Here is a 12,038-nt window from a genome sequence, read left to right as displayed (position 1 = left end):
GTCAGCGGCGGCCGAGGCGGCCGCGGCCCATGGCCAGCAGCATCATGCCGAGATCGGTGCCGGCGGACCCCAGGACGCGGAAACGCTGCAGCACCTGCATCTCGCGGCTGTACACGATGCGCGTCCCGCCCAGCTTCTTGCGGGCGGCGCCGATGGCGTGCGAGCAGGCGGTGCGCTGCTGGATGAGCCGCACCAGCTCGGCGTCGATGGCGTCGATCTCGACGCGCAACGCGTCGATGCCGGCCTGGTCGTCGGGGACGGCGACCTCGGGCAGCTCGAGCTCGGAATCGGCCGGGCGCGTCGGTGCCGCGTCGGTCGGTGCGGAGGCTGCGGTGGGGACGGTGCTGGTCATCTCTTCCTCATTCTCCCGTCGGCGCCCGGACCCGGGCACGAAGAACGCCCCGGGCCGGAGGACCTCGGGGCGTTGTCGGGGCTAAGGGTCAGCCGCGGTCGGACACCGGGATCCGGTGACCATAAAAGCTGCGGCGCGTCATGATGGAGAGTCAAGCACATCCCGATCCGCAGGGAAACAGCCGCCGGAGCCGCGGTTCCGGGCGGGTCGGCCGATCCCGACCCGTGTCCGGACTGGTGTTCGACCGCGGTGTCGGTCCGGGCCGGTACCGTGGCCCCCGAGATGAGCAGCCTTTTCGACCTTCCCGCCACCACCCCGGCCCCGTCCACGCCGACCCCGGCGGGGTCGGCGTCCCGGCGTACCTCCCCCGGGGCCGCGTCCACGCCCGGGGCTGCCAGTGGGTCGACCGGCCCCGCGCCCGCCCAGCAGCGGGGCGAGGAGCTGCTCGCCGATCTCAACCCGCCGCAGCGCGCCGCGGTGCAGCACCGCGGCTCCCCGCTGCTGGTGGTGGCGGGCGCCGGGTCGGGCAAGACCCGGGTGCTGACCCGTCGGATCGCCTACCTGCTGGCCGTCGGTGGGGCGTCACCGGGCGAGATCCTGGCCATCACGTTCACCAACAAGGCCGCCGCGGAGATGAAGGAACGGGTGGCCACCGCCGTCGGGACGCGCCGCGCCTTCGCCATGTGGGTGTCGACCTTCCACTCCATGTGCGTGCGGATCCTGCGGGCCGAGTCCCGCCACCTGGACGTCAAGTCCGGCTTCACCATCTACGACTCCGCCGACTCGCAACGGCTGATCCAGATGGTCGCCCAGGATCTCGAGGTCGATCTCCGTCGGTTCACCCCGCGGCTGCTGGCCACTGCGGTGTCCACCCTGAAGAACGAACTGATCGACGCACCCACCGCCGCCGAGCAGGCCGAGTCCGACATGGACACCGTGGTGGCCAAGGTCTACGCCGGGTACCAGTCGCGGCTGCGGCAGGCCACGGCGTTCGACTTCGACGACCTGATCATGCAGACGGTGCTGCTGCTGCAACGCTTCCCGGCCGTGGCCGAGCACTACCGGCGGCGGTTCCGCCACGTGCTGGTCGACGAGTACCAGGACACCAACCACGCGCAGTACGCCCTGGTGCAGGAACTGGTGGGGGTCACCCCGGCGGATGCTCCTGCGCCGGGAGCGGCCACGTCCGGCACCCTGCCTCCGGGCGAGCTGGTGGTCGTGGGCGACGCCGACCAGTCCATCTACGCCTTCCGCGGCGCCACCATCCGCAACATCGTGGAGTTCGAACGGGACTACCCGGACGCGACCACGATCCTGCTCGAGCAGAACTACCGGTCGACCCAGACGATCCTGTCCGCGGCCAACGCCGTCATCTCCCGCAACAGCGACCGCCGGGCCAAGAGTCTGTGGACGGCCGAGGGTGCGGGCACGCAGATCGTCGGGTACGTCGGGGACAACGAGCACGACGAGGCCCGGTTCGTGCAGCGGGAGATCGACGAGCTGGTCGACGGCGGGGACATCCGGTACGGCGACGTCGCCGTGTTCTACCGGACCAACGCCGCGTCCCGCGCGCTGGAGGACATCTTCGTCCGCACCGGTATGCCGTACCGGATCGTCGGCGGCGTCCGGTTCTACGAGCGCAAGGAGGTCCGCGACGCGCTGGCCTATCTGCGTGCCGTGGCCAACCCCGATGACGAGGTCAGCCTGCGCCGCATCCTGAACACCCCCCGCCGGGGCATCGGCGACCGCGCCGAGGCGACCGTGTCGGTGTTCGCCGAACGGGAACGGATCAGCTTCGGCGCCGCCCTGGCCCGGGCGCAGGACGTACCGGGACTGGTGTCCCGGTCGGCCAAGGCCATCGCCGCGTTCGCCGAGATGCTGGCCGGGGTGCGGGCCGAGCTGGCCGCCGGGGCCGAACCGGCCGACGTGCTGGTCTCCCTGCTGGAGGGCAGCGGGTACCGCGCCGAGCTGGCCGCCTCCGAGGACCCGCAGGACGCCTCCCGCCTGGAGAACCTCGAGCAGCTGGTCACCGTGCTGCGGGAGAACACCGAGAACGTGCTCGCCGGTGACGCCTTCGCCCGCGAACTGGCCGACACGGCCACCGCCACCGGGGAGGGCTCCGAGGCCGAGACGATCGCCGCGGGCGGCGCCCCGGAGCCCGTCGACGATGCGCTGGCCGGGGCCGCGGCCGCCGCCGCGACGGGTCCGGCCCTGTTGGCCGCCGTCCTGGAGCAGGTGTCCCTGGTGGCCGACGCGGACTCCATCCCCGACTCCGCCGACGGTGTCGTCACCCTGATGACGCTGCACACCGCCAAGGGCCTGGAGTTCCCGGTCGTCTTCCTCACCGGCATGGAGGACGGGATCTTCCCGCACCTGCGCTCGCTCGGTGACGAGACCCAGCTCGCCGAGGAACGACGCCTGGCCTACGTCGGCATCACCCGGGCGCGGCAGCGGCTGTACCTGTCCCGCGCGGTGCTCCGGTCGGCCTGGGGACAGCCCGGCGCCAACCCGGCGTCCCGGTTCCTGGACGACGTGCCGCCGGACCTGATCGACTGGCGTCGACTGCCCGAGCCGGGCCGCACCGCGGGCTACTCCGGCTTCGGTGGCGGCGGGAGCGAGAGCTGGGAGCGCCGGTCCGCCCCGGTCGTGGCGTCCCGGTTCGGCTCCGGGTCCCCGTCGCGCGCCGGCCGGGGTGGCGCCCCCGGGGCGTCCGCGCCCGTGCTGGAGCTCGCCGCCGGCAACCGGGTCTCCCACGACAAGTACGGCCTGGGCACGGTTCTCGAGGTGTCCGGGACGGGCCGCATGGCCACCGCCACCATCGACTTCGGCGCGGCCGGCAAGGTCCGACTGATGCTCATCGGTGGCGTGCCGATGATCAAGCTCTGACCCGCGGCGCCGTGTCCGATCCCTCGCCGTCCGATCTGGTTCCGGCCGCACACGAGTACATGGATGCGGGGGAGTCCGGCTCGGCTCCCTCGGCCGGGGCCGCTCCGGAGTCCGGCTGGGAGTCCCGGGTCGCGACGTTCTGGGCGACGTTCGACGATGCCGATCCCGACGGTGCACTGGCGGCGATGCAGGCCCTCGTGGGGCAGCGGCCGCCCGGTGATCCGGCCGCGCTGGCGGAATGGGCCGGTGTGCACGACTCGCTGGGCCTGGAGGCGCAGGCGATCCCGCTGTACCGGCAGGCGCTGGCCGCCGGGCTGACCGGTCCCCGGCGGGCACAGGTCGTCGTCCAGCTGGCGAGTTCGCTGCGCAACGTCGGCGAGCCCGACGCCGCGATCGCCCTGCTGACCAGCCGCCCCGCCGATCCCGAGCTGGGTGCCGCCCCCGACGCGTTCCTGGCCCTGGCCCTGTTCGACGCGGGGCGGCCCGCGGAGGCGGTGCGGCTGGCGTTGACCGCGTTGGCGCCGACCCTGCCCCGTTACGGTCGGGCGGTGCGCGCCTACGCGGAGGAGCTGACCGATGAGCCCGGCCACTGACCCCGCTGCCCGACCGCCGGACGTGATCGTCCGGCCGGCCCGGCTCGATGATCTGCCGGCGTTCGCCGAGCTGGAACGCGCCGCGGGGGAGCCGTTCCGCTCCATCGGAATGGCGGTCATCGCCGATCACGAGCCGCCCACCGTGGAGTACCTGCAGGCCTTCGTCGCCGACGGGCGGGCGTGGGTGGCGGTCGGCGGGGACGGGGAGCTCGTCGGCTACCTGCTCGCCGAGGAGTACCCGGGGGTCGCCTTCATCGAGCAGGGCGTCGGTCCAACCCGCCCAACGTGGTCGTCGGGTCGGGGTGGCGTTGGCCGATGTGGCGCTGGTCTGGGCGCGCGGGCGGGGGCTCGAACGCGTCGTGGTGACCACCTACCGCGACGTCCCCTGGAACGCGCCCTACTACCGGCGGCTGGGCTTCCACGACATCCCGGACGCCGAGCTGCCCGACTGGCTCCGGGCGGTCCGCCGCCGCGAGCACGCCCTGGGTCTCGATGCCTGGCCCCGGGTCTGCCTGACCCGCCCCCTCCGCCCCTGATCCCGGCTCCCACGCAGGTATGCGCGGGCGCCGCCGGGACGGGCTGCACGTTGGGCGCTGCCTTCCGGTGTGTCGCTGCGATGCCCTGGGAATGCTGCGATGCCCTGGGGGTGCTGCGCCGCCCTGCGGGTGCTGCGACGCCCTGCGGTGCCGGGATGCTCACGCGGCGCCCGGGATGCTCACGCGGAAGCGCGTTGCTCACGGCCGGGCGTGAGCAGCGCGTCCGCCGGTGAGCATCGGGTGTGGCGGGGGGTATGCGGGCGCGCTCCGGGCTTCCCTCGTGCAGCGTGCGCGGTGCTCGTGTCCGGACGCGAGGAGAGCAGCCGCTGCGCGGGGGGAGCGGCGTGGCGCACGGCTGGGCCGTGCAGCGCCGCGATGCCCTGGGCGCCGTGCGAGGCCCGCCAGGCGCCGAGTGGCTCGCCCGGACGCGCGTTGCTCACGCGGAAGCGCGTTGCTCACGGCCGGCCGCGAGCAACGCGTCCGCCGGTGAGCATCGGGCGTCGCGGGGGCATCCGGGCGCAACTCCTCCCGACCTCCCTCGCGCAGCGTGCGCTGTGCTCGTGTCCGGACGAGGGGGGAGCAGACGCTGCACGAGGGGAGCAGCGTGGGCGCACGGTTCGGCCGCGTCGCGCTGCGATGCCCTGGGGGTGCTGCGATACCTGCGCGACGCCGGGATGCTCACCCGGACCCGCGTTGCTCACCGCCGGGTGCGAGCAACGCGCCGTCTCGCGAGCACCCGCCACGGTCCCGGGCGGCAAGCGGTCAGCGGCGGGGGCCGTACCGGCCGCGGGGGACGCGGGTGGCTCGCCCGGATCCCTCGGTGCGGCCCGCGCTCAGGTCGCGGGCGGGCGGGCCGGGGGCGGCCGAGCCCTGGGGGGCGGGGCCGGGCTGGCAGTGCGGGCACCACCAGGTGCGGCGGCGCTCCGGATCGCCGGGCGTCTCGGCCTCCACCCGCACCACGGTGCCGCAACGGAGGCAGGGGCGCCCCGAGCGGCCGGACACCCAGTGGCTCTCCCCGCGTCGGGTGTTGCCGGTGGTCACCTGGTAGGCACCGGGCACGGTGGCCGATCGCTGCAGGGCGCGGGCGGCCAGGTCGACCATCGGCGCCATGTCCACCTCGCCGACCGGCGTCCAGGGGCTGCGTCCGCGCAGGAAGCAGAGCTCGTTGGCCCACAGGTTGCCCAGGCCGGCCATGTTCCGCTGGTCGAGCAGGGCCGCGGCCAGCGGCCGCTCCGGGCGCTGCGCGAACCGGCGGAGCGCCTCGGCCGGGTTCCAGTCGACCCGCAACGGGTCCGGACCGAGATGCCCGACGACGGTGTGTTCCTCGGCGGTGTGCACCAAATCCACCACGGGCAGGAGCACGCCGAACGCGGTGGGCCCGTCGGTCAGCAGCACCACCCGGACGTCGGGCATCAGGCGGCGCGGCAGCCACTTCCCGGCGCCGACCACGTTCCACGACCCGTCCATCCGCAGATGGGTGTGCAGGGTGATGCCGCCGGACAGCCGGGTGAGCAGGTGCTTGCCGACGGTGTCGTGCTCGAGCACGGTCCGCCCGGACAGATCCGCGGTGGCGTGTGCGGGTACGCGGAGATCGGCGTGGGTGAGCAGGCGCCCGTCCAGGGCGGCACGCAGTTTGCGGGCGACCAGGAAGACGCTGTCACCTTCGGGCATCGCTGTCCTCTCCGGCCGGCTCGGTGAAGTTCCGGCTGTAGCCGAGCCACAGCAGTCCGAGCACCGGGAGCAGTACCGGGAAATAGCCGTAGCCGGATCCGAAGTGCGACCAGACGGTGTCCTTCGGGAAAGCCTCGGCGTCCAGCACGGACAGGAATCCGACGATCAGCACCCCCGCCATCTCGGTGCCGCAGGCCGCCCAGGCCAACGGCCGGGACCAGGCACGGCGGGAGACCAGGCCGACGGTCGCGGCCAGGTACACCACCCCGGAGAAGGCGGAGAGCACGTAGGCCAGGGGGGCCTGTTCGAACTGGGTGGTCAGCTGCACGACGGCCCGGGCCGTGGCCGCCAATGCGAAGATCGCGTACAGGGCGATGAGCAGTCGACGGGGTCCGGCCGGGGGTGGCCCCTCGATCTCCTCGGTCCCCCCGTCATCCCGCTCGGTGAACACCCCGTCCGCGGACGAGCCCGGGCCGGGCGTCACGGGACGGGTGTCGTCGTCGGCGGACGAACGGCCGGTCAGCCAGCTCCGCCGGCGACCGCCGGGGGCCGGGGCGTCAGGCACGGCCGGCCGACCACAGCTGCAGCAGTCGCAACGTCATCACGCCGACGACGACCGCGGTGAAGCAGAGGCTGAGCGAGCCCCACCGGGACCGTTCCTCCCGGGCCAGGTAGAAACCCAGCGGCAACGGCAGGAGCACACCGAACAGGTAGGCCAGGAACGTCACCGGCTCGACGACGGTGGCGCCACCGGCGACCCGGACGGTGGCGATGACGGCCTGCACGACGAGCACCGCCTCCACAACGATGGCGCCGATCATCTGGGCCTCGGTGGTGGGTCGCCGGCGGCCGGCCTGGACGCCGGTCCAGACGGCCAACAACAGGGCGGCGATCATGCCGCCGACGGCCAGGGCTTGGATCACCTCCCGATCATCCCAGTTCCGGACGGGGGCGCGGCCCGGTCGGGCGCCGTGGCCCGGTTGCTAGGTTCGACCGGTGTCCGACCACCCGCAGGTGCCCGTGTCCGCCCGCCGCCCGGCGGTCGCCGACCCGGGGCCGGCGGGACCGGTGACGCCCGTGGCGCTCGGTGTCGGACTGCTGGTCGCGGCCGTGGTGGGGGCGGCGGCACCCCTGATCGGGGTGGTCGGCGCGGCCGACGGATCGGTGGTCGGGGGCACGACGGCGGCCGGGTGGATCGCGATCCTGCCGGCGGTCCTCGTCCTCGTCCTCGCCGGTGGTCGGCGGGTACCCGCCCTCGCGGTGGCCGCGGGTGCCGGTTCGTTCGCGGTGGTCCGGCTGGTCACCGACCTGCCCCTGGTGCTCGGCCCCGACGACCTCGTCCGACCCGATCTGTTCGCCGAGACCTCGGACGCCGCGCGGCCCTTCACGGTGGGCGCCGGTGCCTTCCTGGTGCTGCTGGCCGATCTGCTGGCCCTGGTGGTCGGTGTCCTCGCCGCCCGGGCGCTGGCCGCGGCGCCCATGCCGGATGCGGCACTGCCGGGCACCGCACTGCCGGGCGCCGCTCTTCCGGGCACCGCACTGCCCGATACCGCGCTCCCCGACCGCGCACTGCGCGACGGACAGCGTCCCGATCGGTCCGGCACGGCAGCAGGCGGCCACGTCGCCCCGGGGCCCGCGGCCGGTTCGACGAACACGTCCGGGGTCCGGAGGACGTCCCCAGACGGCGCGGGGCGGCCCGCGGTCGACCGCTCGCCGATCGATGGCGACGGCGGTGGCGCCGGACCCGCGGCCCGGTTCGGGAGCGGGGCCGAGCCGATGCCGCCGCTGCGGCTGGCCGGGAACGCGCCGATGATCGCGGTCGGGTGTCTGGGCGCGGTGGTGGTCGCCGCCGGTCTGCTGTCGGTGCCCTACCGGGGTGGATACCTGGAGCTGCGGCTCGTTCCGGCCGCCACCGATCTGTCCGGGGTGCTGGCCGCCTTCGTCGCGCTACTGGCCCTCGCCGTGGCCGTCCTGGTCGCGGCCGGTGTGCCCCGGGCCGTCTCCGCCGGGCTGCTCGCCGGGGCCGGACTGGCCGCCGCCCTGCCCGGTCTGATCGCGATCGTCGCGGTGACCGCCGGCGCGGCCACTTCTCTGTCGGCCGCCGCCTTCCTGCCCATGGTCGGCGGCGCGCTGGTCGGGGCGAGTGCCGCGCTGAACCGCCTGCGGCCGACCTCGACGTACACGTCGCAGCCCGTCGATCTCCCGGCGAACGGCCGCGGTGACGACTCCGTCGCACCTCCGGCCGGCGGACCACGGGCGGACGGCTCGTCGCCGGCAGCCCGGGCGACCCCACCCCGGACCGCCGAGCGGGGAGCCGCCGGGCCGGACGGCGGACGCATCGGGTCCCGGGGGTCGATCGTCGTCGGCGGGCTGCTGCTGGCCGCGGCGGCCGGCTGCCTGCTCGCCTGGCGTCGGCCGATCCTGCTCTTCGACGGGGCCGCGCCCACCCCGGAGGTCGCGGACATCGCCGCACCGGCCGCGCCGCCGTTCCTGATGGCCGCGATCGTCCTCGCGGTGGCCGGCGTGCTGGCCCTGCTGCCGTGGACCGCCCAGGCCGGGCGGACCTCCGCCGGGGTGGTCTGGGCCGGGGCGCTGCTGGCGCTGACCGACGCCGGGGTGCTGCTGGCCCGGCTGATCCGGGCGGCCGGGAACACGCAGGATCCGCTGAGTTCGCTGATGGCCGCGGTGCCGGCGGAGTTCAAGCACACCTGGTCGGCGGGCCCGGGGTTCTGGGCGGGCGTCGCCGGGGTGGTGCTCGCGGCCGCGGCCGCGGTGCTCGCCCCCGTGATCACCCGTCGGGTCGCCGAGCAGAGCCTGCTCCAGGTCGACGACGCCTCGGCCGACCGGTCCCGGGTGATCCGGCGCGGGCCGCTGGCGGTGCTGGTCGTCCTGATCGTGGGGGCCGGGGCGTTCCCGGTGTGGACCGCCGATCTGACCCGGTCCACGGCCCTGTTGCGCGGATACGAGGTGGGCACCCTCGGGGTCTGGGCGGTCACCCTGGCCGCCGTCGGAGCGGTGCTGCTCGGCGGTACGAGCCTGAAGCCCGTCGTGGCGGCGGCCGCCCCGGTCGCAGCGGCTGTGGTGCTCGCCCAGCGCTGTCTGGTCCCGGCGGCGATCCGGGACGAGGCCGGTTTCGCCACCGGGCCGGGTCTGGTCGCCGGCGTTGTCGCGGTGGTCGGCCTGCTGCTGGTGGCGCCGCTCTTCTGGCGCGCCGCCCGGCGGGTTCGTCGGCTGGACCCGGCGGACCGGGACGTGCCGGCCGCCAGCTGAGCCTGCCCCGGAGCCGACGCGCCGACGCGGCTGTCCTGACGAACGCGGAGGCGGCGCACGGGGGAGGTCGGCCACCGCCGGTCACGGCCGGCGCGACAGCCCTCGATCGGGCGGGGACGCGAGCCAGGGACGTCGACGACCACTGTTCGACGATCCGGTCACCTGGGGATCGGCCCCGACCGGCCGTACTTTCGCCGGTTCGCTGATCAACGCCGCCGTCTGCCCGACGGCGCTCACCGCCACCCGGGTCGCGGCCCACTGGGCCGCCCGCACCGCGGCCGGCAACGGACCCGGGTGATCTCGGGCTCACCGACCCGGCCGGGCAGGGCGCCGTTCCGTGCCGCTGGATAAGGTGTCCCCGCGGTCCATGACGAGCCCGGTGTCCGACGTCCGGGTGTACGGACCGCATCAGCGGACACGAGTCTGGAGAAGACGTGGATCTGTACGAGTACCAGGCGAAGGAGCTCTTCGCCGCGCACGGAGTACCCACCACCCCCGGAGACACCGCCCGGACCGTCGAGGAGGCCGAGGCCATCGCGACCCGCCTGGGCACCGCGGTCATGGTGAAGTCCCAGGTCAAGACAGGTGGGCGTGGCAAGGCCGGCGGCGTGAAGTTCGCCCCCGACGCCGCCGCCGCCGCGGCCAAGGCCAAGGACATCCTCGGACTGGACATCAAGGGCCACGTGACCCGCACGGTCCTGGTCTCCGAGGCTGCCGACATCGCGGAGGAGTACTACGTCTCCTTCCTGCTGGACCGGGCCAACCGCACGTTCCTGGCCATGGCCAGCCGTGAGGGCGGCATGGAGATCGAGGAGCTGGCCGTCGAGCGCCCCGACGCGCTCGCGCGCATCCCCGTGGACGCGCTCCCCGGTGTCGACCGGGCCAAGGCCGCCGAGATCGCCGACGCCGGGAAGTTCCCCGCCGAGGTCCGCGACCAGGTCATCGAGATCCTGGTGTCCCTGTGGGAGACCTTCGTCGCCGAGGACGCCACTCTGGTCGAGGTGAACCCGCTGGTGAAGACCCCGACCGGCACCGTGCTGGCGCTGGACGGCAAGGTCTCCCTGGACGAGAACGCCGACTTCCGCCACCCCGGTCACGCCGCGTTCGCCGACACCGAGGCGGAGAACCCCCTCGAGGCCAAGGCGAAGGCCAAGGGTCTGAACTACGTCAAGCTCGACGGCCAGGTCGGGATCATCGGCAACGGCGCGGGCCTGGTCATGTCCACCCTGGACGTGGTCGCGTATGCCGGCGAGAACCACGGCGGGGTCACCCCGGCCAACTTCCTGGACATCGGCGGCGGCGCCAGCGCCGAGGTCATGGCCAACGGCCTGGACATCATCCTGTCCGACGACGACGTGCAGTCCGTCTTCGTCAACGTCTTCGGCGGCATCACCGCGTGCGACGCGGTGGCCAACGGCATCGTCGCGGCGCTGGGCATCCTGGGCGACGCGGCCACCAAGCCGCTGGTCGTCCGGCTCGACGGCAACAACGTCGAGGAGGGCCGGCGCATCCTCACCGAGGCCGCCCACCCGCTGGTCACCCAGGCCGACACCATGGACGAAGGGGCCGAGAAAGCTGCAGAGCTGGCCCACTCCGCCCTTTCCTCGCAGACCCCGGGAGCCTGACCCATGGCGATCTTCCTGAACGAGAACTCGCGCGTCATCGTGCAGGGCATGACCGGCTCGGAGGGCAGCAAGCACACCCGTCGCATGCTCGCCTCCGGCACCACCATCGTCGGTGGGGTCAACGCCCGTAAGGCCGGCACGTCCGTCGATTTCGACGGCTCCAGCCAGCCCGTCTTCGGCACCGTCGCCGAGGCGATGAGCGAGACCGGCGCCGACGTCTCGGTGCTGTTCGTGCCGCCGGCGTTCGCCAAGGACGCGGTGCTGGAGGCCATCGACGCCGGCATCGAGCTGGCCGTCGTGATCACCGAGGGCATCCCGGTGCACGACTCCGCCGTCTTCTGGGCCCACGCGGTCGCCACCGGCAACAAGACCCGGATCATCGGGCCGAACTGCCCCGGCGTCATCTCGCCCGGCAAGTCCAACGCCGGCATCATCCCGGCGAACATCACCGGTCCGGGCCGGGTCGGCCTGGTCTCCAAGTCCGGCACGTTGACCTACCAGATGATGTACGAGCTGCGGGATCTCGGCTTCTCCTCGGCCGTGGGCATCGGCGGTGACCCGATCATCGGGACCACCCACATCGACGCGCTCGAGGCCTTCCAGGCCGACGACGAGACCGAGGCGATCGTCATGATCGGCGAGATCGGCGGCGACGCCGAGGAGCGCGCGGCGGCCTACATCCAGGCCAACGTGACCAAGCCGGTCGTCGGGTACGTCGCCGGGTTCACCGCGCCCGAGGGCAAGACCATGGGCCACGCCGGCGCCATCGTCTCCGGCTCGGCCGGCACCGCCCAGGCCAAGCAGGACGCCCTCGAGGCGGCCGGCGTCCAGGTCGGGAAGACCCCGTCCGAGACGGCGCGACTGCTGCGCTCCGTGCTGTCCTGATCGACCGGGCCGCGTCCCGCCCGTGACGTTCCGATGGCCACTCCGCTGCTGCGGGGTGGCCATCGGTCTGCCCGGGTCCAGGGCATCGGCGGGTCCGCCCCGGCCGTCGATCATGCCCGTCGCTCGGCGTGTCGATCAGGACTCGCCGGGCCGGGCGGCAGGAGCGTCATGATCGACTCCGCGGGCGGACGCGGCTGCCGGCTCGGGTCCCGCGCCCCGG

General features: G+C 74.0%; 10 protein-coding genes. 6 read left to right on the top strand and 4 right to left on the bottom strand.

Going from position 1 to position 12,038, the window contains the following annotated elements; genetic code table 11:
* Nucleotide 1: 1 nt before the first annotated feature.
* Nucleotides 2-352 (bottom strand): chorismate mutase, encoded by a 351-nt coding sequence (locus tag J2S58_RS07070; protein ID WP_205255988.1) that lies wholly within the window; start codon nucleotides 350-352, stop codon nucleotides 2-4.
* Nucleotides 353-634: 282 nt separating this feature from the next.
* On the opposite strand from J2S58_RS07070, the gene J2S58_RS07065 reads away from it, so the two are divergent.
* The 3 genes from J2S58_RS07065 to J2S58_RS07055 all read left to right on the top strand — a co-directional run bounded on the left by J2S58_RS07065 (nucleotide 635) and on the right by J2S58_RS07055 (nucleotide 4,367).
* Complete coding sequence (locus tag J2S58_RS07065; protein ID WP_205255989.1) at nucleotides 635-3,238, top strand: UvrD-helicase domain-containing protein; 2,604 nt, start codon at nucleotides 635-637, stop codon at nucleotides 3,236-3,238.
* A gap of 11 nt (nucleotides 3,239-3,249) precedes the next feature.
* Nucleotides 3,250-3,831, top strand: a complete 582-nt coding sequence (locus J2S58_RS07060) for a tetratricopeptide repeat protein (RefSeq protein WP_205255990.1) — start codon at nucleotides 3,250-3,252, stop codon at nucleotides 3,829-3,831.
* 302 nt (nucleotides 3,832-4,133) lie between these two features.
* The gene (locus tag J2S58_RS07055; RefSeq protein WP_205255991.1) at nucleotides 4,134-4,367 is read left to right on the top strand and encodes a hypothetical protein; all 234 of its coding nucleotides are present in this window, start codon (nucleotides 4,134-4,136) and stop codon (nucleotides 4,365-4,367) included.
* A 762-nt stretch (nucleotides 4,368-5,129) separates the two neighbouring features.
* On the opposite strand, the gene J2S58_RS07050 is transcribed toward J2S58_RS07055, so the two are convergent.
* The 3 genes from J2S58_RS07050 to J2S58_RS07040 all read right to left on the bottom strand — a co-directional run bounded on the left by J2S58_RS07050 (nucleotide 5,130) and on the right by J2S58_RS07040 (nucleotide 6,961).
* Complete coding sequence (locus J2S58_RS07050; RefSeq protein WP_205255992.1) at nucleotides 5,130-6,038, bottom strand: DNA-formamidopyrimidine glycosylase family protein; 909 nt, start codon at nucleotides 6,036-6,038, stop codon at nucleotides 5,130-5,132.
* A complete protein-coding gene (locus tag J2S58_RS07045) occupies nucleotides 6,025-6,489 on the bottom strand; it encodes a hypothetical protein (protein ID WP_370881859.1) in 465 nt (154 codons plus the stop codon). The genes J2S58_RS07050 and J2S58_RS07045 overlap by 14 nt, the downstream gene beginning before the upstream one ends.
* A 106-nt stretch (nucleotides 6,490-6,595) precedes the next feature.
* A complete protein-coding gene (locus tag J2S58_RS07040) occupies nucleotides 6,596-6,961 on the bottom strand; it encodes a hypothetical protein (protein WP_205255993.1) in 366 nt (121 codons plus the stop codon).
* A gap of 73 nt (nucleotides 6,962-7,034) precedes the next feature.
* Between J2S58_RS07040 and J2S58_RS07035 the strand changes: the two genes are divergently transcribed.
* The 3 genes from J2S58_RS07035 to sucD all read left to right on the top strand — a co-directional run bounded on the left by J2S58_RS07035 (nucleotide 7,035) and on the right by sucD (nucleotide 11,818).
* Entirely contained in the window at nucleotides 7,035-9,308 is a 2,274-nt protein-coding gene (locus J2S58_RS07035; RefSeq protein ID WP_205255994.1) for a hypothetical protein, read from the top strand.
* A 434-nt stretch (nucleotides 9,309-9,742) separates the two neighbouring features.
* Nucleotides 9,743-10,933, top strand: a complete 1,191-nt coding sequence (gene sucC, locus J2S58_RS07030; RefSeq protein ID WP_205255995.1) for an ADP-forming succinate--CoA ligase subunit beta — start codon at nucleotides 9,743-9,745, stop codon at nucleotides 10,931-10,933.
* A 3-nt stretch (nucleotides 10,934-10,936) separates the two neighbouring features.
* On the top strand, nucleotides 10,937-11,818 hold the full coding sequence (gene sucD / locus J2S58_RS07025; protein WP_205255996.1) for a succinate--CoA ligase subunit alpha: 882 nt from the start codon (nucleotides 10,937-10,939) through the stop codon (nucleotides 11,816-11,818).
* Nucleotides 11,819-12,038: the final 220 nt, after the last annotated feature.

Source organism: Nakamurella flavida (assembly GCF_030811475.1).
GTDB lineage: Bacteria > Actinomycetota > Actinomycetes > Mycobacteriales > Nakamurellaceae > Nakamurella > Nakamurella flavida.
This window is presented reverse-complemented; position numbering and strand designations above follow the sequence as displayed.